Annotated in this window: 11 protein-coding genes; all 11 read left to right on the forward strand. The window is 71.7% G+C overall.

Features of this window, described 5'->3' with window-relative positions; genetic code table 11:
• Positions 1-25 precede the first annotated feature (25 nt).
• The 11 genes from DEJ47_RS29515 (at position 26) to DEJ47_RS29565 (ending at position 25,787) form a co-directional block, all read left to right on the forward strand.
• A complete protein-coding gene (locus DEJ47_RS29515; protein ID WP_150173313.1) occupies positions 26-772 on the forward strand; it encodes a hypothetical protein in 747 nt (248 codons plus the stop codon).
• A gap of 645 nt (positions 773-1,417) precedes the next feature.
• Positions 1,418-1,639, forward strand: a complete 222-nt coding sequence (locus tag DEJ47_RS29520; RefSeq protein WP_150173315.1) for an MbtH family protein — start codon at positions 1,418-1,420, stop codon at positions 1,637-1,639.
• 20 nt (positions 1,640-1,659) lie between these two features.
• Positions 1,660-2,940, forward strand: a complete 1,281-nt coding sequence (locus tag DEJ47_RS29525) for a lysine N(6)-hydroxylase/L-ornithine N(5)-oxygenase family protein (protein ID WP_150173317.1) — start codon at positions 1,660-1,662, stop codon at positions 2,938-2,940.
• Between the two features lie 2 nt (positions 2,941-2,942).
• The gene (locus DEJ47_RS29530; RefSeq protein ID WP_150173319.1) at positions 2,943-3,623 is read left to right on the forward strand and encodes an FMN-binding negative transcriptional regulator; all 681 of its coding nucleotides are present in this window, start codon (positions 2,943-2,945) and stop codon (positions 3,621-3,623) included.
• A gap of 2 nt (positions 3,624-3,625) precedes the next feature.
• A complete protein-coding gene (gene ddaH / locus DEJ47_RS29535; RefSeq protein ID WP_150173321.1) occupies positions 3,626-4,483 on the forward strand; it encodes a dimethylargininase in 858 nt (285 codons plus the stop codon).
• 2 nt (positions 4,484-4,485) lie between these two features.
• Positions 4,486-5,670 carry an FAD-dependent oxidoreductase gene (locus tag DEJ47_RS29540; protein ID WP_150173322.1) on the forward strand — a complete coding sequence of 395 codons (1,185 nt, stop codon included), beginning with the start codon at positions 4,486-4,488 and terminating at the stop codon, positions 5,668-5,670.
• A 77-nt stretch (positions 5,671-5,747) separates the two neighbouring features.
• Positions 5,748-20,576 carry a non-ribosomal peptide synthetase gene (locus DEJ47_RS29545; protein WP_150173324.1) on the forward strand — a complete coding sequence of 4,943 codons (14,829 nt, stop codon included), beginning with the start codon at positions 5,748-5,750 and terminating at the stop codon, positions 20,574-20,576.
• Positions 20,560-22,008 (forward strand): methylmalonyl-CoA mutase family protein, encoded by a 1,449-nt coding sequence (locus DEJ47_RS29550; protein WP_161270924.1) that lies wholly within the window; start codon positions 20,560-20,562, stop codon positions 22,006-22,008. The genes DEJ47_RS29545 and DEJ47_RS29550 overlap by 17 nt, the downstream gene beginning before the upstream one ends.
• Positions 22,009-22,099: 91 nt before the next feature.
• Positions 22,100-22,360, forward strand: a complete 261-nt coding sequence (locus tag DEJ47_RS29555) for an acyl carrier protein (RefSeq protein ID WP_150173328.1) — start codon at positions 22,100-22,102, stop codon at positions 22,358-22,360.
• A complete protein-coding gene (locus DEJ47_RS29560) occupies positions 22,357-23,937 on the forward strand; it encodes an AMP-binding protein (protein WP_150173330.1) in 1,581 nt (526 codons plus the stop codon). Before DEJ47_RS29555 ends, DEJ47_RS29560 begins: the two co-directional genes overlap by 4 nt.
• Positions 23,934-25,787: a condensation domain-containing protein gene (locus DEJ47_RS29565; protein WP_150173332.1), complete on the forward strand. Its 1,854-nt coding sequence runs from the start codon at positions 23,934-23,936 to the stop codon at positions 25,785-25,787. The genes DEJ47_RS29560 and DEJ47_RS29565 overlap by 4 nt, the downstream gene beginning before the upstream one ends.
• Position 25,788: the final 1 nt, after the last annotated feature.

Below are 25,788 nucleotides of genomic sequence, written 5' to 3' on the forward strand. Positions count from 1 at the left end.
AGAGTTCCGCAGGAGGGGTTACCACGTGCGTACGCGAAGGGTTTCGGGTGTCATCGGAGCTACGGTGTTCGCGGCGGCGCTGCTGTCGAGCTGTGGCGACAGCGACGACGGAGGCGGCTCGGACAAGCCGTTCGCCAAGGACAGCGCCGACCAGATCGCTGCCAAGGCGGTGGCGGCCACCAAGGGCGCGGACTCCATGCGCATCAAGGGCGACATGCGGCAGGAGGGGAAGCCGGTCAGCCTGGACATCGCGGTCGACCAGGAGAAGAACTGCGAGGGGACGATCGGCAGCGGCGGCTCGAAGGCCGAGGTGCGGCACACGAACGGCACCTTGTACATGCGCGGCAACGAGCAGTACTGGAAGGCCGCGCTGAAGGACAAGCCGGGTTCCGAGAAGGTCATCTCCAAGGTCGCCGACAAGTGGGTCAAGATGCCCGCCGACGACGCCTCCGTGTCCGGCCTGTGCGACAAGCAGGGCCTGGTCGCGTCGATGGACGAGAACAAGTCCGAACGCAAGGGCATGAAGAAGGGCGGGACGACGTCGGTCGACGGCAAGGACGCGATCGCCCTCACGAAGAAGGGCTCCGGCGGCGAGACGAACACGATGTACGTCGCCACGGAGGGCAAGCCGTACATCCTCCGCGTCTCCACGAAGGGCGGCGACGCCCCGAACGACGCGACGTTCGGCGACTACGACAAGCCGGTGACTCCGGCGACGCCGGGCAAGGGCGAGACGGTCGACATGAAGGAACTGGCCGCCTCGGGCCGGTGAACGAAGCCCGGGACTGACGTCCCCGGTGTCCGCCGGACCCTGACGCTGCCTCAAGCAGCCCGGCCGCCGCCCCTGTTGCCGTACCCACTCGGTGACGGGGGCGGCTTTCTCGTGTGAACTCACCTTACGTGGCGGCGAGTTCCTGCCGGGTCGTCCCAAACCTAGGTGGATCGGCCACGCATATACGATACCGCCCAGTATGGGAAGCGGTACTTCCGGTCGCGGCTGGCCTACTTCACTCGCATCAGGTAGGTTCTCAAAAGATCTTGCTTTGCGGGCGGACCGTGCCCGTGGAGCAATCAGGTTGCTTATGCGCAGCCAAATCCGCACATGGTGCACCTATCGGGGGGTGGGGACTTGAGACCTAGCAGACGGATTCCTCTGAGAGCGTCGGCATGGGGGCCCCGTGGCCTCGGCAGGTCGGGGCGAGCGGCTTAGTCCCGCGGAGCCACCGCCCTGTGCGGCGGCACATCTCCTGATCATCTCTCCGTGCCCCTACATGAGGGTGCCCCCGTCGCGTGACGGATCTCCGCAGCGCACCTTCAAGACATCCATGGCCCCTGCACCTTGATGCGGCGGGCTTTCGCGGCGACCCGCGGCCATGGGTCACGTCGTCATGCAATTTTCCGGGAAGTCGAGGAAAACATGAGCAATCCGTTCGACAACGAGGACGGAAGCTACTTCGTGCTCACCAACGAGGAGGGGCAGCACTCCCTCTGGCCTGCCTTCGCCGACATCCCGGCCGGCTGGTCGACGGTCTTCGGCGCGGCCGACCGGGCGGCGTGCCTGGCGTACGTGGACGCGAACTGGACTGATCTGCGCCCCAGTTCACTCATCGAGGCCACCGGGAACGGCGGCAAGCAGTGACGGGGAAGGCGGCTCGGCCCATGACGGCACAGACAACGGCGGACGTGGTCGGAGTCGGCTTCGGCCCCTCCAACCTGGCACTGGCGATCGCGCTCCAGGACATCACCGGGCCCGCCGCGGGAGCGCCGGACGTCAGCATGAAGTTCTACGAGCGGCAGCCCCGGTTCGGCTGGCACCGCGGCATGCTGATGGAAGACGCGACGATGCAGGTCTCTTTCCTCAAGGACCTTGCGACCATGCGTGACGCGACGAGCCGGTACACGTTTGTCTCCTACCTCCAGGAGAAGGGGCGGGTCGCCGAGTTCATCAACAGCAAGACCCTGTACCCACTGCGCGTGGAGTTCCACGACTACCTGGAATGGGCGGCCCTGGAATTCCGGTCGTACGTCTCGTACGGCACCGAGATCACCGCCGTCCGGCCGGTGGTCGAGGGCGGGGCCGTGGAATACGTCGACGTGGTGGCCCGCGATGCATTCAATGGCCACGAGACCGTCCAGCGTGCCCGCAACGTCGTGATCGGCACAGGGCTCACCCCGCGGCTCCCTGCGGGTATCGAGGAATCCGCGCGTATTTGGCACAGCTCGCAATTGATGCACCGGATCGGCGGCGTCACCAGTGCCCCGCGCAATGTCGTCGTCGTCGGATCCGGCCAGAGTGCCGCCGAGGCCGCCGACTACATGCACCGCACCTTCTCCGACGCCCAGGTGCACACGGTGCTCTCGCGCTACGGCTACAGCGTCGCCGACGACAGCCCCTACGCGAACGGCATCTTCGACCCGGTGGCGGTCGACCGGTTCTACGACTCACCCGCCGACGAGAAGCGGCGCCTCCTCGACTACCACGCGAACACCAACTACTCGGTGGTCGACCTCGACGTGTCGCAGGACCTGTACCGCAGGAGCTACCAGGAAAGAGTCCTCGGCAAGCAGCGGCTGCGCATGCTCAACACCTCGCGCGTCACCGCCGTCGACGAACACGAGGACGGCGTACGGGTCGTGGTCGAGTCGACGGCGTCCGGCACGGCGCAGACCATCGACGCGGACCTGATCGTCTTCGCCACCGGCTACCGGCCCAGCGACCCGGCGACCCTGCTCCAGGACCTGCTGCATGAGTGCAAGCGGGACGAGGAGGGGCGGCTCGCGGTGGGGCGCGACTACCGGGTGATCACGTCGGATGCGGTGCGCTGCGGGATCTACGTCCAGGGCGCCAGCACCGAACACTCCCACGGCCTGTCGGCCGGCCTCCTGTCCAACACCGCTGTCCGGTCCGGCGAGATCGCCCAGTCCATCCTCAAGAGGTAACCATGTACGTCCCTACGATCTACCAGGCGGAAGACCGGGCCTGGCTTCGCCGCATCGTCGAGCAGTACCCCCTCGCGACGCTGGTCTCCAACGGCCCCCGGGTGCCGTACGCCACGCACCTGCCGATGATCTTCAACCCCGACACCCCCGCGGGCGACGCCGGTCCGGAGGGCGTGACCCTGCTCGGCCACCTGAACCGGGCGAACGCCCACTGGGACTCGCTCACCGACGGCGGGGACGCCCAGCTGATCTTCACCGGCCCGCACGGCTACGTCACGCCCGCGGTGTACGAGTCGACGCCGGCGGCGCCCACCTGGAACTTCGTCTCCGTGCACCTCCAGGGAAAAGTGCGGCCGATCACCGACTTCGAGGAGACGCTCCGGGTCGTCCAGCTGACGGTCCAGGCGTACGAGAAGGACTTCGGCGACGGCTGGGAGATGGACACCTCGCTGGACTACTTCCGGGCCATCGGCCCCGCCGTGGGAGCGTTCCGCTTCGAGGTGGAGTCGGCGGACGGCATGTTCAAGCTCAGCCAGGAGCAGAGCCCCGAGATCCGCAAGAGGGTCACCGACCGCTTCGGCACGGACGGCACCTGGCGCGGCAGGGAACTCGCCGCCCTCATGCGCGAGTTCGACCACGCCGGCCGCACTCGAGAGTCGACCGCCCCCACCGGAGGAGCCTGACCATGCCCGCCACCGACGTGACCCCCGCCGTGCGCCGCGACCGGCGCCGGGAGGCGACCCCGCGCCGTCTCCTGATGTGCCGCCCCAGCCACTACGGCGTCGTCTACTCCATCAACCCGTGGATGAACCCGGAGAAGCCCTGCGACCGCGATCTGGCACTCGCGCAGTGGGAGCAGCTCCATGACCTCTACACCTCGCTCGGCCACACCGTGGACGTGATCGACCCGGTACCCGGCCTGCCCGACATGGTGTTCGCCGCCAATGGCGCGACCGTGGTGGACGGCAAGGTCCTCGGCGCCCGATTCCGGCACGCGGAGCGGACGGCCGAGGGGCCCGCCTATCTCTCCTGGTTCCGGGCACGGGGCTTCGACGACTTCCTGTGGCCGGAGTTCATCAACGAGGGCGAGGGCGACTACCTGCTCGTCGGCCGACGCATCCTGGCGGGCACCGGTTTCCGTACCGACCCGCGCTCGCACGCCGAGGCGCAGGAGTTCTTCGGGCTCCCGGTGACCGGACTGACCCTGGTCAACCCGCGTCACTACCACCTCGACACCGCCCTTTCGGTGCTCTCCGACGACGAGATCATGTATTACCCGGAGGCCTTCTCGCCGGGCAGCCGTGCCGTGCTCGGGGAAATGTTCCCGGACGCCGTTCTGGCGTCCGCGCAGGACGCATCCGTCTTCGGACTCAACGCGTTCAGCGACGGCTACAACGTGATTCTGCCCGAGGCCGCCACCGGTCTCGCCGCGGAGCTGCGCGAACGCGGTTTCAACCCCATCGGCGTGAACCTCTCCGAACTGCTCAAGGCAGGGGGCAGCGCCAAGTGCTGCACCCTGGAACTGCGTTCCCCCCGAGGCTGACGATGGACTACGACGTTGTGGTGGTCGGCGCGCGCTGCGCGGGGGCGTCGACCGCTCTGCTGCTGGCGAGACAGGGCCGGCGCGTGCTCCTCGTCGACAAGGCCCCGTTCCCTTCGGACACCATGTCCACGCTCTACATCCACCAGCCGGGGGTCACGAGACTCGCGCGCTGGGGCGTGCTCGACGACGTCGTGGCCTCCGGCTGCCCGCCCCTGGACACCATCAGCCATGACATCGACGGCCTCAGCCTGACCTCGGCGGTGCCGGCGGTCGACGGGGTCTCCGCCGCGTACGCGCCGAGGCGGTACGTCCTCGACGAGCTGCTGGTGCGGGCCGCCGTGGCGGCCGGGGCGGAGTTCACGGACCGTGCGCAGGTGCGGGAACTGGTCCGGCGTGACGACCGGGTCACCGGAGTCCGCCTGCGGACCGGGGACGCGACGGCCACCGTGTCGGCGGGACTGGTCATCGGGGCCGACGGCATGCGCTCGAAGATCGCCGACCTGGTCGGCGCGCCCGTCCTGCGGTCGGCGCCGCGGGCGAGCTGCGTGTACTACACGTTCTGGCGCGGCCTGCGCACCGGGTTCGGGTTCCACGAACGACCGGGACGCTGGATCGCCCGCATCCCGACCCACGACGACCTCACCGTCGTGGCCGCGTACATGCCGCAGGCCGAATTCGCCGAGGCGCGCCGCGACCCCGAGGAGGCGTACCTGTCGGCGGTCGAGTCGACCGCGCCGGACCTGTACGAACAGATGATGGCCGCCGAGCGGGCCGACCGGCTGCGGGGCACGGGCGACCAGCGGAACTACTTTCGTACGGCGCACGGGCCCGGCTGGGCCCTGGTGGGCGACGCGGCCCACCATCTCGACACGATCAGTGCCCGCGGAATCACCAACGCGTTCATTCAGGCGGATCTGATCGCCGATGCCATGTCCGGGGTCCCGACGGAGGACGCGGCGTCGGTCGACGGAGCGACGTCAGGATTCGCCCGGACCATGGCGGACACCCTCGAAGGGCCGTACAAGAGCACGCTCGAACTCGCGAAGCTCCGTCCGACGAAGACGAGACTGCGCATGCTGCACGCCGTGGCCGGCTCGCCCGAACTCACGAGCCGCTATTTCGCCATGGTCTCGGGCGTCATCGGGATGCGCGAATTCATGACGGCCGACGTCGTGGACCTGTTGTAGTCCGCTCTCCACCGACCCCGCCGTTCCCGTAGTCCGCCGGCAGTGAGTCCGCTGCCCGCCGTAAGTAAGGTTGAGCATTGATCCCGTTGTCTTTCGCGCAGCGTCGGTTGTGGTTCATTCACCAGCTGGAAGGGCTGTCGTCGACGTACAACATTCCCCTGGTGCTGCGACTGACCGGGGGCCTCGACGCTCGGGCGCTGGGTGCGGCCCTGTCCGCCGTCGTGGACCGGCACGAGAGCCTGCGGACGGTGTTCCCGGCCGTGCGGGGAGTGGCGGAACAGCGCGTCCTGGCAGCCGCCGACGCGGAGTTCGGCTGGGAGGTCGTCGACGCCTCGGGGTGGCCGGCGGACGCACTGGACGACGCCGTCGCGAGGACGGCGTGGTACGAGTTCGACCTGAGCGCCGAGATCCCGTTCCGCGCGCGGCTGTTCAGGGTCGCCGACGACGAGCATCTGATGGTGCTCGTGATGCATCACATCGCGTCGGACGGGTTGTCGCTCGCGCCGCTCCTGCGCGACATCGAGGTGGCGTACGCCGCGTGCGTCGCCGGTGAGGCCCCCGGCTGGGCCCCGCTGCCGCTGCACTACAGCGAATACACGCTCCGCCAGCTCGACACGCTCGGGGACGAGTCCGACCCCGACAGCGCGCTCAGCCGTCACCTGCGGTACTGGGAGGAGGCGCTCGCCGGCTTCGAGGGGCGGCTGGAGCTGCCGACGGACCGGCCGTACCCGGCGGTGGCCGATCACCGCGGCAGCCGGATCCCGGTGGAGTGGCCCGCGTCGCTCCAGGAACAGGTGCGGAAGGTGGCGCGGGAGAACCGGTCCACCGGCTTCATGGTGGTCTCGGCGGCGCTCTCCCTGCTGCTGTCCGAGCTGAGCGGCAGCCCGGACGTGGCGTTCGGGGTCCCGACCACGGGCAGGCGCGACGCCGATCTCGCCGACCTCGTGGGCTTCTTCGCCAACACACTGGTCCTCAGGGCGGACATGGCAGGTGAGTTGACGGGACGTCAGCTCCTGGCGCAGGTGCGGAAGCGCGTCCTCGACGCGTCGGCGCACCAGGACGCCCCGTTCGACGCGCTGGTCGACCTGATCAATCCCACCCGTTCACAGACGCACCACCCGCTGGTCCAGGTCATGCTCGGCTGGCAGAACAACATCGCCGCCGAGCTGACGCTGCCGGGCGTACGGGCCGACATCGTGCCCACCACGTCCCGCGCGGCCCGTATGGACCTGACGTTCAGCCTGCGCGAGCGGTACACCGGGTCCGGCGAACCGGCGGGCATCGGCGGCGTGGTCGAGTACCGCACCGACGTCTACGACGCGTCGACCGTCGAGTCGATGGTGGCCCGATTCCAGCGGATCCTCACCGCGATGGTCGCCGACATGGACCGGCCGGTCCTCTCCATCGACGTACTCGACGACGACGAGCACGCGCACCTGGACCGCCTGGGCAACCGCGCCGTCCTGTCGGACCAGGCCGACGGCGCGTCCATACCCGGGCTCTTCGCGGCCCAGGCGGCGCGGACACCGGACGCCGCGGCCCTGGTGTTCCGGAACCGCACCTGGACGTACCGGGAACTCGACGAGGCGTCGACGCGCCTGGCACACCTGCTGACCGGCCGCGGCGTGGGCGCGGGGGACAACGTCGCCCTGCTGCTCCCGCGCTCCGCCGAGACCGTGGTCGCCGTCCTCGCCGTGCTGAAGCTGGGCGCGACGTACGTCCCGGTCGACGTCAAGCACCCCGACGAGCGGGTGGCGTTCATCCTGGGCGACGCGGCTCCGGTGGCGGCCGTGACCACGTCCTCGCTGGCGCACCGGATCGACGGGTTCGACGTCACGGTGGTCGACGTGGCCGACCCCGGCCTCGCGGCGCAGCCCGTCACGGCCCCGGCCCTCCCGGACGCGGGCCGGACCGCCTACATCATCTACACCTCAGGCACCACCGGCGTGCCCAAGGGCGTCGCGGTCACCCACGCGAGCGTCACACGCCTGTTCACCTCGACGGCCCCGGGGTTCGTACCGTCCCCGGACCACGTCTGGTCGCTGTTCCACTCGTACGCGTTCGACGTGTCCGTCTGGGAGATGTGGGGCGCGCTGCTGCACGGCGGACGCCTCGTCGTCGTCCCCGAGGACGTGGTCCGGTCCGCCCATGACTTCCGGCAGCTGCTCATCGACGAGCGCGTCACCGTCCTCAGCCAGACACCGTCGGCCTTCTACGCCCTTCAGGCTGCCGACATGCAACGGCAGCCCGGGGACGGGCTCGACGCGCTGGAGGCCGTGGTCTTCGCCGGAGAGGCCCTGGAGCCGTCCAAGCTGCGGGCGTGGCTGGAGCGGCGCGAGACCTGGCCGCACCTGATCAACATGTACGGCACGACGGAGACGACCGTCCACGCGTCCTTCCGCGGCATCGTCGCCGCGGACCTCGACAGCCATGTGAGCCCCGTCGGCGTGCCCCTCGCCGACCTGGCCTTCTTCGTGCTGGACGCGGGGCTGTGCCGGGTGCCGGTCGGCGTCGTCGGTGAGCTCTACGTGGCGGGCCCCGGCGTCGGCCTCGGCTACCTGGGGCGCGGTGGGCTGACGGCGTCACGGTTCGTGGCCTGCCCGTTCGGCCCCGCGGGGGCGCGGATGTACCGCACGGGCGACCTGGTGCGGTGGAACCGCGAGGGCGAGCTGGAGTACGTGGGCCGCTCGGACGACCAGGTGAAGATCCGCGGTTTCCGCGTGGAGCCGGGCGAGGTCGAGGCCGCGCTGGCCGCGGTGCCCGGGGTGGCGCGGGCCGCCGTGCTGGTGCGCTCGTCCGAGGCGGGCAAGCAGCTGGTGGGCTACGTGGTGCCCGCCGACGCCGCGGCGGGTGTGGACGGCGCCGCGGTGCGTGGCGAGGTGGCCGGGCACCTGCCCGAGTACATGGTCCCCGCGGTGGTCATGGTCGTCGACGATTTGCGGCTGACGGTCAACGGCAAGCTGGACAAGCGGGCCCTGCCGGAACCGGAGTTCACCGGCGGGGCCTACCGGGCCCCCTCGTCGCCGGTGGAGGAGATCCTGGCGGGAATCTTCGCGCGGGTCCTCGGGCTGCCGCAGGTCGGCGTGGACGACCCGTTCTTCGACCTCGGCGGCAACTCGCTGGCGGCGATGCGGGTGATCGCGGCCGTGCGGGAGTCCTTCGGCTCCGACATCGGGGTCCGCGCGCTGTGGGAGGCCCCGTCGGTGGCGGGGTTCGCCCGGCTGGTGGGCAGCCCGGCCGACAGCGGCGCGGAATGGGTGCCCGTGGCGCGTCCGGAGCGGTTGCCGCTGTCGTACGCGCAGCGCCGCCTGTGGTACATCGACCAGCTGGAGGGGGCGTCGTCGACGTACAACATCCCCCTGGTGTCGCGGCTGACCGGCGAGCTGGACGTCACGGCCCTGGGCGCGGCGGTCGCCGATGTCGTGGCACGGCACGAGAGCCTGCGTACCGTCTTCCCGGCCGTGGACGGCGTACCGGAGCAGCGTGTCCTGGACGTGGCCGCGGCGGACGTCGGCTGGGAAGTCGTCGACGCCGCCGCGTGGACACCGGCGCGGCTCGCCGACGCAGTCGCCGAGCGCGGCCGACACACCTTCGACCTGGCCGCCGAAGCGCCCTTCCGGGCGACGCTCTTCGTCGTGTCGCCCGCGGAACACCGGCTGGTGCTGGTCATGCACCACATCGCGGTCGACGGGTGGTCGCTGGCGCCCCTGCTGCGCGACCTGTGGACCGCCTACCGGGCGCGCACCGAAGGACACGCGCCCTCCTGGTCGCCGCTGCCCGTCCAGTACGCCGACCACACGCTCCGGCAGTACGCGCTGCTGGGCGACGAAGCGGACACCAACAGTGCGCTCGGCCGACAGGCGCAGTACTGGGAGCAGGCACTGGAAGGCCTCCCCGGCAGGCTGGAACTCCCCACGGACCGGCCGTATCCGGCGGAGGCGGGGCGGCACGGCGGCCGCGTCGCCGTCGAGTTGCCCGCGGACTTCCACGCCCTGGTGCAGCGCGTCGCGCGGGAACGCGATGCCACGACGTTCATGGTGATGTCGGCGGCGCTCTCGGTGCTGCTGTCCCGCCTGAGCGGCAGCGCGGACGTGGCGTTCGGGGTGCCGACGGCGGGCCGGGGACGGACCGAGCTCGACGACGTGGTCGGCTTCTTCGTCAACACCCTGGTGCTGCGCACCCAGGTCACCGGCGAGCAGAGCTTCGACGAACTGCTCGGGCAGGTGCGGGAGCGGAGCATGGACGCGTTCGCGCACCAGGACGTGCCCTTCGACGCGCTCGTGGAACGGCTCAACCCGGTCCGGACGCAGGCCCACCACCCCCTGGTGCAGGTGCTGTTCGGCTGGCAGACCGACACGGTCCCCGACATCGCGGTGCCGGGACTGGACATGGAGACGGCATCGGTCGACATCGGGGCCGCCCGCATGGACCTGGCGTTCAGCCTCCGTGAGCGGTTCACGGAGAACGGCCGGCCCGCCGGGATCAGCGGGATCGTCGAGTACCGCACGGACATCTTCGACGCCGGGACCGTGGAACGCATGACTGCACGCTGGCAGCGGCTGCTGACCGCCATGGCCGCGGAGCCCGACCGCCCGCTGGCCTCGCTCGACGTGCTGGACGAGGAGGAGCGGACCCGGCTGGACGTCCTCGGCAACCGGTCGGTGCTGTCGGAGCCGTACGACCCCGCGACCGTGCCGGAGCTGTTCGCCCGCCAGGTGTCGCGGACACCGGGCGCCGTGGCGATGGTGTTCGAGGGCCGGTCGTGGACGTACCGGGAGCTGGACGAGGCATCGACGCGCCTGGCACACCTGCTGGCCGGGCGCGGCGTGCGCGCCGGAGACGCGGTGGCGCTCCTGCTGCCGCGATCGGAGCACACCGTCACGGCGGTGCTCGCGGTGCTGAAGCTCGGCGCCGCCTATGTGCCGATCGACGTGAACCACCCCGACGAGCGGGTGGCGTTCGTGCTGGAGGACGCCGAGCCGGTGGCGGTCGTCACCGTCCGGGAGCTCGCGGAGCGGGCCGGTGCGGACGGGACGACGGTCGTGGACGTCGAGGACCCGGCCCTCGCCGGGCAGCCCACCGCCGCCCTGCCGCACTTCTCCGTGGACCGGACCGCCTACGTCATCTACACCTCGGGCACGACCGGCACCCCCAAGGGAGTCGCCGTCACCCACCGCGGCATCGCGGACCTCATCGTCACGCACCTCCAGCGGCTGGCCGAGTCCGGCGCCCCCGGAGCCGCCCCCCTGGCGCCCCACGACCACGTGTGGACGCTCTTCCATTCCTACGCGTTCGACTTCGCGGTGTGGGAGATGTGCGGTGCGCTGCTGCACGGCGGGCGCCTGGTCGTGGTCCCCGAGGAGGTCGTGTACTCGCCCTCCGACTTCCACGACCTGCTCGTCGCCGAGCAGGTCGTGGTGCTGACGCAGACGCCGTCCGCACTGGCACGGCTCTCCCCGGAGGGACTGACCTCGGTCGCGGTGCTCCTGGTGGGCGGCGAGGCGTGCCCGGCCGAGCTGACCGAACGCTGGGCCCCCGGACGGGCGATGATCAACGCCTACGGCCCGACCGAGTGCACCGTCTACGCGTCGATGAGCAGGCCGCTGACCGCGGACGGAGCCGTGCCGATCGGCGCCGCGGGCTCGGGCACCGCGCTCTTCGTCCTCGACGGCGGACTGCGCCGGGTGCCGGTGGGCGTCGCCGGTGAGCTGTACGTCGCGGGGCACGGTGTGGCGCGCGGCTATGTGCGCAGGGCCGGCCTGACGGCGTCGCGGTTCGTGGCGTGCCCGTTCGGTCCTCCCGGTTCGCGGATGTACCGCACCGGCGACCTGGTGCGGTGGAACGCCGACGGTGAGCTGGAATACCTCGGGCGCGCCGACGACCAGGTGAAGATCCGCGGGTACCGGGTCGAGACCGGTGAGATCGAGTCGGTGCTGCGAGCGGCCCCCGGCGTGGCGCAGGCCGCGGTCGTCGTCCGGGAGGACCGGCCGGGCCACCGCCGACTGGTCGGCTACGTCGTCGCCGACGCCGATGGAGCGGGCACACCGGACGGTGCCCGGCTGCGTTGCCTGGCGGGGGAGTGGCTGCCCGAGTACATGGTGCCGGCGGCCGTCGTGGTCGTGGACGAGCTGCCCATGACCGGCAACGGCAAGCTGGACAAGAACGCCCTGCCCGCGCCCGAGCACCGGGACACGGAGGGCTACCGGGCGCCGACCACCGAGACCGAGGCGAGCCTCGCCGCCGTCTACGCCCATGTGCTCGGCGTCGAACGCGTCGGCGTCGACGACTCGTTCTTCGACCTCGGAGGCGACAGCATCTCCTCCATGCAGGTGGTGGCTCGGGCCCGCGAGGCCGGCCTGCACTGCAAGCCCCGCGACATCCTGGTCGAGCAGACCGTGGCGCGCGTGGCCCGCGTACTGGAGCAGCCGGACCCGGCGGTCGCTGAGCTCGGACCGGACGACGACACCGGCCCCCTCACGGCGACGCCGATCATCCGCTGGCTCGGCTCCCTGGCGGCGCCGACGGACCAGTTCAACCAGACCATGCTGTTCCAGGCACCGGCGCGGGCGGAGCACCGCGACGTGGTCGCGCTCCTGCAGGCGCTGCTCGACCGGCACGCGATGCTCCGGCTGCGCATGGACGACACCCCGCCGGGCGAACCGGCGAACCTCACGATCCCGCCCGCGGGCTCGGTCGACGCCGCCGACCACGTCGCCGTCGTGGAGGAGCTGACCGACGACGCGTTCACCGCCGCCGTGCGCGGACTCGACCCGCGCCGCGGAGTCATGGTGCGCGCCGTGTGGGCCGCACCGGTCCGTCAACTGCTGCTGGTCGTCCACCACCTGGCGGTCGACGCCGTCTCCTGGGGGATCATCCAGCGGGATCTCGCGGCAGGATGGCGTCGGCACGCCGACGGCCGGGACATCGCGCCGGACACCGGCGGCACCTCGTTCCGGCGCTGGGCCACGACGCTGGCGGAGTACGCCACCACGCCGGAGGTCACCGACCAGCTGCCGAGCTGGCAGCGCATCGAGACGGCCGCCGCGCTGCTGCCCACCGCGCGGCCGGACGCCGACGCGTGGGCGGACGTGGAGCAGCTGTCGGTCTCGGTCGACGCCGAGCTGACGGACGTCCTGGTGAACGAGGCTGCCGCGGCCCTGCACACGAGCGTCCAGGAACTGCTGCTCATCGCACTCGGCACGGCCCTGGCCCAGCAGCACCGGCACTTCGACGCCCCCTTCCGCATCGACGTGGAGGGCCACGGGCGCCGCGACGAGATCGGCGCCGGCACCGATCTGACCGGCACCGTGGGCTGGTTCACCGCGAAGCACCCGGTCGCGCTGACCGCGTCGCCACTGGACAGGGAGACGGTCCTGGCGGGCCGCCCGGCCCTCGGCGCGTGGCTCAAGGACGCCAAGGAACAGCTGCGTTCCGTCCCGGACGGGATCACGTACGGCCTGCTCAAGTACCTCGGCGACGGCGCGGAGCTGCCCGGCGAGGACCCCGCCATCGGCTTCAACTACCTGGGCCGACGCGGTACGCCGCCGACCGGTGACGGCGCCGGTGACTGGCGCGTTCTCGGGCCGCTGGAATCACCGCAGGCCCGGCGCTTCGGCTCCCGGCCGATGCTGCTGCCGCACACGGTCGACATCAACGCCGCCGTGCTCGGCAACGGCACGGGGGCGGAACTCCACGCGACCTGGAGCTGGTCCGGCGGGCGCGTCGACCGGTCGTACATCACCGAACTGCACACGCGCTGGCACGACGCCCTCACCGGAATCGCCGCGTACGTGAAGAACGGCGGCGGTGGGCTCACGCCCTCCGACGTGCTGCCCGCGGTCGTCACCCAGCAGCAGCTCGACCGGCTCGCGCAGATCGTCGAACCGGCCGACATCCTCCCGCTGACCCCGCTCCAGACCGGTCTGCTCTTCCATCGCCGCTCCGACGGCGCCGAACCCACCGAGCTGTACACCGTGCAGCTGGGCATCGAGATCACCGGTGCGCTGGACGTGCCCCGCCTGCACGAGGCCGTGCGCACGGTGGTGGCACGCCATCCGAACCTGGTCGCCCGGTTCGTCTCCGACCGGCTCACCGAGCCGGTGCAGATCATCCCGAAGCGGCCGGACGTGCCATGGACCACGGTGGACGCGCACCATGACGGGTCGGAACAGGAACTGCTCGACGCCGAGTTGGCCGCCTGCAGCGACCTCGCGGGCGGGTCGCCGCTGCGCGTCCTGATCCGCCGGACGGCACCCGACCGGCACGAGCTGGTGCTCTCCGTCCACCACATCGTGGTGGACGGCTGGTCGATCCAGATCCTCCTCCGCGAGGTGTTCGCCGCCTACCGCCGCGAGCCCCTGGCCCCCGCCCCCGCCTTCCGCGGCCACGTGGAGTGGCTGTCCGCGCAGGACTGGAGCGCCGCGCGACGGCACTGGCAGCACCTGCTCGCGGAGCTGGAGACGCCGACCCTGGTCGACCCGGCCGGCCACACCGGCCCCGCCGCGCGCGGACTGCTGCGAGCCGACCTCCCGGCCGGTGTCACACGCGCCGTGGAGCGCCTCGCCCGCGCGCGGAACACGACACCGAACATCGTGCTCCAGGCCGCCTGGGCGCGCCTGCTCGGCGCGTTGACCGGCGGCCGGGACATCGTGTTCGGCGCCACGGTCTCGGGCCGCCCGGCCGATCTGCCCGGCAGCGAGTCGGCCGTGGGCATGTTCATCAACACGGTCCCGGTGCGCGCCCGCACGACCGCCACGACGACCGCCGCCGAGCTGATCGACGCACTGCGGGACGCCCATCACGACGGCATGGACCACCAGTTCATGGCGCTGGCCGACATCCAGCGAGCCGCCGGCCACCAGCGGCTCTTCGACACGGTCTTCGTGTACGAGAACTACCCGCTGAAGGCGTCCGGCGGGCAGCTCGACAGCGACGGGCTGGGCGTCCGGATCACCTCCAGCCGCGAGTTCACGCACTACCCGATCGCCTTGCAGGCCTGGCCCGGCAGGCAGCTGCGGCTCCGTCTGGAGTACCGCACGGACGTCGTCGACCGGCAGGCGGCCGAGCGGATCCTGACCTGGCTGGAGACCCTGGTCACCGCGATGGCGGCCGACGCCGACCGTCCGCTGTCGACCATCGACGTGCTCGACGGCGACGAGCTGGCGCGGTTGGACGTCCTGGGGAACCGGCCCGCGCTCTCGGAGCGGACCGCCGCGGTGACGGTGCCCGAGCTCTTCGCCGAGCAGGTGCGGCAGCGGCCCGACGACGTGGCGGTGGTGTTCGAGGGCCGCTCGTGGACGTATCACGACCTGGACCGGGCCTCGACGGAGCTGGCGCGACTGCTGGCCGGGCGTGGCGTGGGCGCGGACGACGTCGTCGCGCTGCTGCTGCCGCGCTCGGAGCACACCGTGACGGCCGTCCTCGCGGTGCTGAAGCTGGGCGCCGCATATCTGCCGATCGACGCGCACACCCCCGACGAACGGCTGGCGTTCGTCCTCGGGGACGCCGCGCCGACGGCGGTCGTGACGACGGCGGAACTGTCGGAGCGGCTGCGCGGACACGACGTCACCGTGGTGGACGTCGCGGAACCGGCGCACGGCGCCCGGCCGGCCGGTGGACACCCGGCCGACGGCGGCTTCCCGGCCCCCGACCCCGACCGCGTCGCCTACCTCATCTACACCTCCGGAACGACCGGCACCCCCAAGGGGGTCGCCGTCACCCACGCCAACGTGACGCAGCTGTTCACCACGTCCTCACGGACGTCGGAGCTGTCGCCGGGCCAGGTGTGGTCCCAGTTCCACTCCTACGTGTTCGACGTGTCGGTGTGGGAGATGTGGGGTGCCCTGCTGCACGGCGGCCGCCTGGTCATCGCCTCCGAGGACACGGTCCGCTCCGCCGACGACTTCCACGACCTGCTCGTGAAGGAACGCGTCACCGTCCTGACCCAGACGCCGTCCGCCCTGGGCCGGATGTCGCCCGAAGGGCTCGACACGGTACGGACCGTCTTCGTGGGCGGCGAGGCGCTCCCGGCCGAGCTGGCCGACCGCTGGGCCCCGGACCGAGAGGTGATCAACGCCTACGGTCCCACCGAAGCGACCGTCTACGCCTCGATGAGCGCACCCGTGCGGCCCGGCGACGGCGCCCCCATCGGCTCACCGGTCCCGGGTGCCGCGCTGTTCGTGCTGGACGCGGGGCTGCGCCGGGTGCCGACGGGCGTCGTCGGCGAGCTGTACATCGCCGGACACGGCGTGGCGCGCGGCTATGTGCGCAGGCCCGGCCTGACGGCGTCGCGGTTCGTGGCGTGCCCGTTCGGCCCGGCGGGGTCCCGGATGTACCGAACCGGGGACCTGGTGCGCTGGAACGCCGACGGTGCGCTCGAATTCCTCGGTCGCTCGGACGACCAGGTGAAGATCCGCGGCTTCCGGGTCGAGCTGGGCGAGATCGAGGCGGCGCTGGCCGACGCGGCCGGGGTGGCGCACGCCGCCGTGGTGGCACGCGACACCGACGCCGGCCGGCAGGTGGTGGGCTACGTCGTACCCGCCGGCACCGGAGCGGGCCTCACCGTGGACGGCGCGACGGTACGCGCCGAAGTGGCCGCACGGCTGCCGGAGTACATGGTTCCGGCCGCCGTGGTCGTCATCGACGAGCTGCCGCTGACCGTCAACGGCAAGCTCGACAGGCGCGCCCTGCCCGAACCGGAGTTCTCCGGCGGCGTGCACCGGGCTCCGTCGTCGCCGGTCGAGGAGATCCTCTGCGGCATCTTCGCGCGGGTGCTCGGCGTCGAACGGGTCGGCGTGGACGATTCCTTCTTCGACCTGGGCGGCAACTCGCTGTCCGCGATGCGGGTCGTCGCGGCCGTACAGGAATCCTTCGGCCGCGAGATCGGCGTGCGCGCGCTGATGGACACGTCGTCGGTGGCGGGCCTCGCCCGCCTGGTGGGCGCCCCGTCGGGCGACGGGCAGGCCTGGGAGGCGGTCGTGCGCCCGGAGCGGCTGCCGCTGTCGTTCGCCCAGCGCAGGCTCTGGTTCATCCACCAGCTCGAGGGGCCATCGGCCACCTACAACATTCCCCTGGTGCTGAGGCTGACCGGCACGCTGGACGCCGGGGCCCTGGCCGCGGCGGTCGCCGACGTCGTGGCCCGGCACGAGAGCCTGCGCACGGTGTTCCCCGCCGTGGACGGTGTGCCCGAACAGCGCGTGCTCGACGTGGACCGGGCGGGCTTCGCCTGCGCCGTCAGGGACGCCGAGGACTGGACCGGGCAGCGGCTGGACGACGAGATCGGCACGCTCACCCGTCACGCCTTCGACCTGGCCGCCGAAATCCCCTTCCGCGCCCGGCTCTTCAGGGTCTCCGCCACGGAACACCGCCTCGCCCTCGTGGCGCACCACATCGCCGCCGACGGCTCGTCCCTGGCACCGCTGGTCCGTGACCTGCTCACCGCCTACCGGGCCCGCGGTGCCGGGACGGCACCGGAGCGGGAACCGCTGCCGGTGCAGTACGCGGACTTCACGCTCTGGCAGCACCGGCTCCTCGGCGACGAAGCCGACCCCGACACCCGGCTCGGCCGTCAGTCGGCGTACTGGGAGCGGGAACTCGACGGGTTCGAGGGCCTCCTGGAGCTGCCGACCGACCGGCCCTACCCGCCGGTCGCCGACCACCGGGGCGGGCAGGTCGTCGTCGAGTGGCCCGCGGAACTCCAGGAACGCGTCACCCGCACCGCGCGGGAGCACAACGCGACGACGTTCATGGTGATGGCGACGTCCCTCTCGGTGCTGCTGTCGCGGCTGAGCGGCAACGACGACGTGGCGTTCGGCGTGCCGACGGCGGGCCGGGGGCGCACCGAGTTCGACGACATGGTCGGGTTCTTCGTCAACACCCTGGTGCTGCGCACCCGAGTGTCGGCCGACATGAGCTTCGACGACCTGCTCGGACAGGTGAGGGAACGCAGCCTGGACGCCTTCGCCAACCAGGACGTGCCGTTCGACGCGCTGGTGGACCGCCTCAACCCGGTCCGCACGCAGGCCCACCACCCGCTGATCCAGACCTTGTTCGCCTGGCAGAACGTCACCCTGCCCGACCTGTCCCTGCCGGACCTCGACATCACCCCGCTGCGCGCGGACACCCTGACCGCCCGCATGGACCTGACCTTCAGTCTGCGTGAGCGGCACGACGACTCCGGCCGTCCCGCGGGCATCGGCGGCGTGGTCGAGTACCGCACCGACGTGTACGACGCCGCGACCGTCGAGCGCCTCGTGGCCCGCTGGCAGCGACTGCTCAGGACGCTGCTCGCCGACGCGGACCGCCCGGTGCTGTCGATCGACCTCCTGGACGCGGGGGAGCTCACGCACCTCGACGACCTCGGGCAGCGGTCGGTGCTCGACCGGACGGCCGCCGACCCCTCGATCCCCCGGCTCTTCGCCGAGCAGGTGCGCCTGCGGCCCCACGAGGTGGCGCTGGTGTTCGACGGCAGGTCGTGGACGTACCGGGAGCTGGACGACGCGTCGACGGGGCTGGCGCACCTGCTGGCCGGTCGCGGTGTGGGCACGGGTGATGCGGTCGCGTTGCTGCTGCCGCGCTCGCAGCACACCGTGACGGCGATCCTGGCGCTGCTGAAGCTGGGTGCCGCGTACGTGCCGATCGACGTCAAACACCCCGACGAGCGCGTGCGGTTCGTCCTCGGTGACGCCTCGCCCGTCGCGGTCCTCACCACGGCCGGACTCGCCCACCGCGTCGAGGCGTGCGGCGTCCCGGTCGTGGACGTCGAGGACCCCGGGACGGCCGCGCCGCCGTCCGGGACGCTGCCGCCGCCGGACCCCGATCTGCTCGCCTACATCACCTACACCTCCGGGACGACGGGCGTGCCCAAGGGCGTGGGCATCACCCACGCGAACGTCACGCAGATGTACGCCCCCTCGGAGCGGTCCTTCAAGCCCACCCCGGATCAGGTGTGGTCGCTGTTCCACTCCTACGTGTTCGACGTGTCGGTGTGGGAGATGTGGGGCGCCCTGCTGCACGGCGGCCGGCTGGTCGTCGTCCCCGAGCACGCCGTGCACTCCGCGGACGACTTCCACCGGCTGCTCGTCGCCGAGCGGATCACCACGGTCAACCAGACACCGTCGGCGCTCGAAATGCTCTCGCCCGAGGGCCTCGACCATGTGCGCACCGTCTTCGTGGGCGGCGAGGCGTGCTCCGCCTCGCTCGTCGAGCGCTGGGCCCCGGGCCGGTCCATGATCAACGGGTACGGGGAGACGGAGACGTTCTACGCCTCCATGAGCGGGCCCATGCGGCCCGGCACGGGAGCGGCCCCCATCGGCACTCCCGTTCCCGGGGACGCCCTGTTCGTGCTGGACGCGGGGCTGCGCCGGACACCGGTCGGCGTGGTCGGCGAGCTGTACGTGGCGGGTCGCAGCGTCGGACGGGGCTATGTCGGCCGCCCCGGCCTGACGGCGTCACGGTTCGTGGCGTGCCCGTTCGGCCCTCCCGGTTCGCGCATGTACCGCACCGGCGACCTGGTGCGCTGGAACGCCGACGGCGAACTCGAATTCGTCGGGCGCTCGGACGACCAGGTGAAGATCCGCGGCTTCCGGGTCGAGCTGGGCGAGGTGGAAGCAGCCCTGACGGCCGTGCCCGGGGTGGAGCGTGCGGTGGTGACCGTGCGCGCCACCGAGGCGGGCAAGCAACTCGTGGGCTACGTCGTGCCCGCGGACCCGGCCGTACCGGTCGACGGCGGCGCGGTCCGCGGCGACCTGGCCGTGCGGCTGCCCGAGTACATGGTCCCGGCCGCGGTCATGGTCATCGACGAACTGCCCCTGACCGTCAACGGCAAGCTGGACAAGCGGGCCCTGCCGGAGCCGGAGTTCACCGGTGGGGTGTACCGGGCGCCGTCGTCACCGGTGGAGGAGATCCTCGCGGACGTCTTCGCACGGGTCCTCGAGGTGCCGCGGGTCGGGGTCGACGACTCCTTCTTCGACCTGGGCGGCAGCTCGCTGTCCGCGATGCGGGTCGTCGCGGCCGTGCGGGAGGCCTTCGACACCGAGATCGGTGTGCGCGCCCTGATGGAGGCGCCGACCGTACGGGGCCTGAGCGGGCAGCTCTACAGCTGGTCCGCGTCCGACGAGATGCCGCAGGTCGTGAGGTTGCGCCAGGGCGAGGGACGCCCGCTGTTCTGCATCCACCCCGGTGGCGGCGTCAGCTGGGCCTACCGGGCGCTGGGCGGCGCCGTACGGCGTCCGATCATCGGCATCCAGCAGACCCCGGACGACGGCGAACGGCCGCGCACGGTACGCGAGATGGCCGAGCACTACGCCGACCTCGTCCAGGCCGAACAGCCCGACGGGCCCTACGACCTGCTCGGCTGGTCCTTCGGCGGCGTCGTCGCTCACCAGATGGCCACGGTCCTCGAACGCAGGGGGGCACGAGTGCGGCGGCTGGTGCTGCTCGACGCGGCACTGGTGGAATCCGGCACGCACCGCTCACCGGACGAGGAATTCGACGAGATCGACGTACTGCGGTATTTCGTGTCCAAGAACGCGGACCTGCCCGCGCCGCCCGAAAAGGCATCCCAGGAACAACTGGTGGAATGGATCGAAAGCCATTCCTCTCTCGGCGCGGCCATTCCACCGGCCTGGATGATCAGCCACGTCGTGCACAACCTCCGATTCAACTCGGAGCTCTGGCACGGCCACGCACCGGACGTGTTCAACGGCGCCGCCGTGGTGTTCCAGGCCGTGGGCAAGGAGCTCGACGCGGGCTACTCACGCGACTGGACCCGGCACGTCGCGGGGCCGGTCACCGAGATCACGGTGGAATGCGAGCACAACGACATTTTGAGTACCGACGTGTTGGACACCTATGGCGACCGGCTGCGCGCAGAACTGGAAGGCGGCGACGATGACCAAACCCGGTGAGTTCCCCTACGAGGCCGGACTTCATCCCAAGGGATATACGTCCCGGCCGTGGACGATCAGGCAATTGGCCGGTCTCGGCGACGGAATGGACACCAACAAGCGTTTCCACTATCTCCTCGACCGCGGCGAGACGGGGCTCTCCCTCGCGTTCGACCTGCCCACCCAACTCGGTCTCGACCCGGACGACCCGACGGCTGTCGGCGAGGTCGGCCGCGCCGGCGTCTCGGTGGCCACCGTCGACGACCTGGCCGCCGTGTTCGACGGGATTCCGCTGGACCAGGTGTCGGTCTCGTTCACCATCAACGCGACCGCGCCGATGATCCTCGCCCTGTGGATCGTGGTCGCCGAGGAGTCGGGCGTCGACCCCGCGCTGCTGCGCGGCACGCTGCAGAACGAGATGCTCAAGGAACACGCCGCCCGCAAGGCGTTCGTGTTCGACCTGGACGACAGCTTCCGTTTCTCACTGGACGTCATCGAGTACTGCGTACGCCACCTGCCCAAGGTCAACCCCGTGTCGATCTCCGGCGGACACGCCCGCGAGGCCGGCGCGAACCGGGCGATGGAGGTGGCGCTCGGCATCGCCGACGCGGAGACGTACCTCCAGGGCATGCTGGAGCGCGGATTCACCGTCGACCAGGTCGCACCACGGCTCAGCTTCATCTTCGGCACCCACATGGAGGTCCTCGCCGAGGCCGCGAAGTTCCGGGTGCTGCGCAGGATGTACGCCACCCGCATGGTGGACCTCTTCGGCGCGACCGAGGAGAAGTCGACCCGCATGCGCATCCAGGTCAACACCTTCGGCTCCGCCCTGGCCGCGAGCGAACCGCTCAACAACATCGCGCGCACGACCGTCCAGGCCATGGCGGCCGTCCTCGGCGGGGTCCAGTCACTGCACGTGTGCGGCTTCGACGAGGCCGCGCAGACCCCGGGACAGCTGTCGGCGCGCGTCGCGCTGCGGGTCCAGCAGATCCTCCTGAAGGAGACGGATCTGGCGCAGCACATCGACCCGCTCGGCGGCTCCGACGTGATCGCGCGCATCGCCGACGAGATCGAGGCGGAGGCCAGTGGCTGGCTCGACGACATCGCGGCCCGCGGCGGCCTGCTGAGCTGCCTGCGCAGCGGCTGGCTGGAGTCACGCATCGACGACATGGCCTACACCGGGAGCGGCCCGACGGTCGGCGTCGTCGACGCCGAGGAGTCCGAGGAAGAGGACTGGCTCACCGAACGGCAACTGCGGTCCGGCGTCGTCCCCGGGCGCCGCACCCCCTTCGAGCGCGGGAACTGCGACGACCGGCTCCGCGCCCTCACCGAGGACGTCGCGGCGGGCCGCAACGTCATGGAGTCGATGATCGCGGCAGCGCGGGCCAGGGCCAGCATCGGCCAGATGCAGCAGGCCCTCGCGGCCGGGCTCGGCACGGCGCCGCCCACCTGACCTGCACGGCGACAACAAGTTTCCCTTCGGGCCCGCACACACCGCACGCGGCCGTGCCGGCGCCCGACACCCGAGTGGATAGCGAAGCAACATGAACAAGCAGCAGCTGACCGACACCGTCATCGCCTTCTGGGAGCGGGCCACCGGAGAAGAGGGCCTCACGCCCGAGGACAACTTCTTCGACCTGGGCGGCGAGTCCCTCGTCGCCGCGAAGATCCTCGCCCTGGTCGAGCGCGAGTACGGCCTGGAGGCGGAACTGCACCTGATATTCGACAACCCCACCATCGAGGAGTTCGTGGACGCCGTCGACGAGGAGCTGTCCGCCAAGGCACAGCAAGGGACGAACGCATGACCACGCAGGAACGGAAGTCTCTGTGGGGCGGCCCGGCGACGCCGGACTGCTTCCTGACCGCATTCGCCCGCCGCGTCACCGAACACCCGGACCGTACGGCGGTCGTCGACGCCGACCGCTCCTACACGTATGCGGAGCTGGCCGCCTGGGCCCAGGCGGTCTCGGCCGACCTCGCGACGGCCGGCGTGGGCGTGGGCGACCGGGTCGCGGTCTCCCGCCCGCGCGGCGCGGGCGCCGTCGCCGCGCTCTTCGGAGTGGTGCTGCGCGGCGCCACGTACGTCCCGCTGGACCCCGAGTACCCCGTCGAACGCCTGCAGTTCATGATCGACGACTGCGCGCCGCGCGCCGTCATCACCACCGACGACACCCGCGTGCGCTACGACGGCCCCCTGGTGGACATCGGCCGGGCCCCCGCCGCGCCCGGGACCCCGGACCTGCGCCCGGTCGACTGCGACCCCACGCTGCCCGTGTACATCATCTACACCTCGGGGTCGACCGGCTGGCCCAAGGGCGTGGCCCTCGGCCACCGCTGCATCGACACGATGGCCGAGTGGCAGGCGTCCCACTCGCCGCGCCCCGACCTGCGCACCGCGCAGTTCGCCCCGCTGAACTTCGACGTCTCGTTCCAGGAGATCCTGGGCACGCTGTGCGGCGGCGGCACGCTGGCGGTCATGCCGGAGGAGCTGCGCCGCGAGCCGGCGCGGCTGCTGCGCTGGCTGGCCGAACACCGCGTCGAGCGGCTGTTCCTGCCGTTCGTCGCCCTGCAGATGCTGGCGGTGACGGCACGTCCGGAGACGCTCGCCGAGCTGTCCCTGGTCGAGGTCAACACCGCCGGCGAGCAGGTCGTCTGCTCGGAGGACATCAGGGCGATGTTCGCCCGGCTGCCCGGCTGCCGCCTGGTCAACCACTACGGGCAGAGCGAGTCCGCCATGGTGACCTCGCACATCCTGGGCCCCGACCCCTACGCCTGGCCCCATCTGCCGCCGGTCGGCGTCCCCCTGCCGGGGTGCGAGCTGCTCATCGACCCGGAGAACCCGGAAGACCCCCACATCGGCGAACTCCTCGTGACGGGGCACCCGCTGTCGGAGGGATACCTGGGCCGCCCGGAGCTGACGGCCGAGCGCTACGTCACCATCCCGACCTCACCGGCCGGGCACACCCGCGCCTTCCGCACCGGCGACCTGGTCGAACTCACCGACGACGGTGTGCGCTTCCTCTCCCGCGTGGACAGCCAGACCAAGATCCGCGGCATCCGCGTCGACCTCCTGGAAGTCGACGCGCAACTGCTCGCGGACCCCGACATCGCGGCCGCCGCGACGGTCATGGTGACGACCGGGGCGGGCCACGCCGTCCTGCGCGCCGCGGTCGTCCCCCGCGAGGGCTGCGCGGGGCCGGCCGAGGCCGACGCGCTGGAACGGCTGCGCAAGGTCCTGCCGGACGCCTCGATCCCGGCCTCGGTGACGGTACTGCCCGAACTGCCGAGGACGCCCAGCGGGAAGATCGACCGCGACGCCGTCGCCACGCTGATCAGCGAGGACCGCAGCAGGCGCCGACGCGAGCGGGGCCGCCGCGCATGACCACGATCCTGCACGAGAGGCCCGCGGACGCGGGCCAGTACGCACTGTGGGCCGAAGCCACCATCGACCCGTCCATCAGCGGCGGCGGCTACTTCGTGGCGACCTTCCACGGGGCGGTCGACGCCCACCACCTGGAGGCCGCCGCACGAGCCGTGCTGCACCGGCACGAACCGCTGCGGTCGGTACTGCGCCTGGTCGACGGCCAGTTGCGGCAGTGCGTCCTGCCGGCCGAGGAGGCCTGCGACTTCGAGCACGGCGACCTCCCTTGCGAGGACGGCGCCGAGCGCGCCGCCGTCCGTGCCTGGCGCGAGCGGCCCGAACAGCACCGACACTGGGACCTGGCCACGGAGGCGCCCATCCGGTTCCGGCTCCTCAGGCACGCCCCCGACCGCTGCTCGGTCGTGTTCGAGGCCCATCACGCCGGATTCGACGGGCGCAGCAAGTTCCTCGTGGCCCGCGACTTCTCCGCCTGCCTCGGGGACCTCCGGGCGGGGCGGGCCGTGCGCCCGACGCCGCTGGCCGCGCCCGACACCCCGGTGGCCCCGAGGGAGGTGACCGAGGAGGCCATCGAGTTCTGGCGGACCGCCGTCGACAGGGCCGAGCCGATGGCGCTGCCCGAAGGCGGACGCCTGGGGCAGCGGACGGTCACCGCGTCGCCGACGATCGAACTGGACCCGTCCGCGGTCGCCGCCCTCCGTACGAAGGCACAGGCGCTGGAGGTGAGCACCTTCACCATGCTCATGGCGGCGCTCACCCGCCAACTGGCCGTCTACGGCAACACCGAGTCGCTGCTGGCCCTGGCCTCCGACGTGAGCGACGAGCACACCGGCCACGTCGCCGGGCTCCAGATCAACGTGGTCCCCGTGGCCCTGGAGACGGCCCGGAGCGCCTCGACCGAGCAGTCCGTGGCCACCGCGCGCCGGGCGCTGACCCAACTGGCGCGCAACCGCCGCGTCCCCTTCGTCGACCTGGTCGCCGGTGTGCCCGGCAAGCCGCTGGCCCGGCTCAGCACCGAACTCGGCCTGTCCTTCCCCCGGCCGCCGGCCGGCCTGGACCTGGACGTCCCGGGCCTGCGCTCCGCCTGGGACTTCTTCACGCCGAACACCAACGCGGCCCTGGCCAGGACCCTGCAGATCCGGGCGGACTGGCCGCGGTGCCGGGTGCGCCTCGACTACCGCCAGGACCTCATGGGCGCAGCGGAGGCCGAGCAGCTCCTGGCCGACTTCCGCACCGCCGTCTCCGACCTCGCCGCCGACCGCACGACCTCCTCGGTCGCCCCGGCACGCGCGGACCGCCCGGCCCCCGCGGCCGGCGGATCCCCGTACCTCCGCGGCGACGTCCGCGCGGGGACCGTGCACGACGACGACGCTCCCCAGCCGCCCACGCTGGCACCCGCGGAGGGCGTCGCGTTCACGGTCCACGGCCCGTCGGGACAGCCGCTGCCGCGATCCATCGCGGGTACGGTGCGGGTCCTGCTGCCCGACGGCCGCGAGATCCCCACCGAGGACTGCGGATACGTCGCCGCCGACGGCCGCGTGCGGCTCCTCGGACCGCGGGACGGCCGGTGGATACGCACCCGCAGCCTGATCGACGCCTCCGCCGTCGCCCGTGTCGCCCGCACCCACCCCTGGGTCCGGGAAGCGGAGGTGCGCATGGAACAGGCCCGGACGGCGACCGCGGTGCTCACCGTGACCGGCCCGTCCACGGGCGCCCCGAGCGCGCGCGACATCCGTGCCCATCTGCGCACCTGGCTGCACGGCGGTGACCTGCCCGGACGCATCAGAGTCACCGTTTCCGACCCCGATACGAGCACCGACCCCAGCACCGACGCTGACAGTGAAGAAGGATGAC

Origin of the sequence: Streptomyces venezuelae, assembly GCF_008642355.1 — a bacterium.
Lineage (GTDB): Bacteria > Actinomycetota > Actinomycetes > Streptomycetales > Streptomycetaceae > Streptomyces > Streptomyces venezuelae_B.

Excerpts from the sequence above, each read along its gene's own strand:
- DEJ47_RS29530 (WP_150173319.1), top strand. The coding sequence starts at position 2,943 with ATGTACGTCCCTACGATCTACCAGGCGGAAGACCGGGCCTGGCTTCGC.
- DEJ47_RS29555 (WP_150173328.1), top strand. The coding sequence starts at position 22,100 with ATGAACAAGCAGCAGCTGACCGACACCGTCATCGCCTTCTGGGAGCGG.
- DEJ47_RS29525 (WP_150173317.1), top strand. The coding sequence starts at position 1,660 with ATGACGGCACAGACAACGGCGGACGTGGTCGGAGTCGGCTTCGGCCCC.
- DEJ47_RS29540 (WP_150173322.1), top strand. The coding sequence starts at position 4,486 with ATGGACTACGACGTTGTGGTGGTCGGCGCGCGCTGCGCGGGGGCGTCG.
- DEJ47_RS29560 (WP_150173330.1), top strand. The coding sequence starts at position 22,357 with ATGACCACGCAGGAACGGAAGTCTCTGTGGGGCGGCCCGGCGACGCCG.
- ddaH (WP_150173321.1), top strand. The coding sequence starts at position 3,626 with ATGCCCGCCACCGACGTGACCCCCGCCGTGCGCCGCGACCGGCGCCGG.
- DEJ47_RS29565 (WP_150173332.1), top strand. The coding sequence starts at position 23,934 with ATGACCACGATCCTGCACGAGAGGCCCGCGGACGCGGGCCAGTACGCA.
- DEJ47_RS29550 (WP_161270924.1), top strand. The coding sequence starts at position 20,560 with ATGACCAAACCCGGTGAGTTCCCCTACGAGGCCGGACTTCATCCCAAG.
- DEJ47_RS29520 (WP_150173315.1), top strand. The coding sequence starts at position 1,418 with ATGAGCAATCCGTTCGACAACGAGGACGGAAGCTACTTCGTGCTCACC.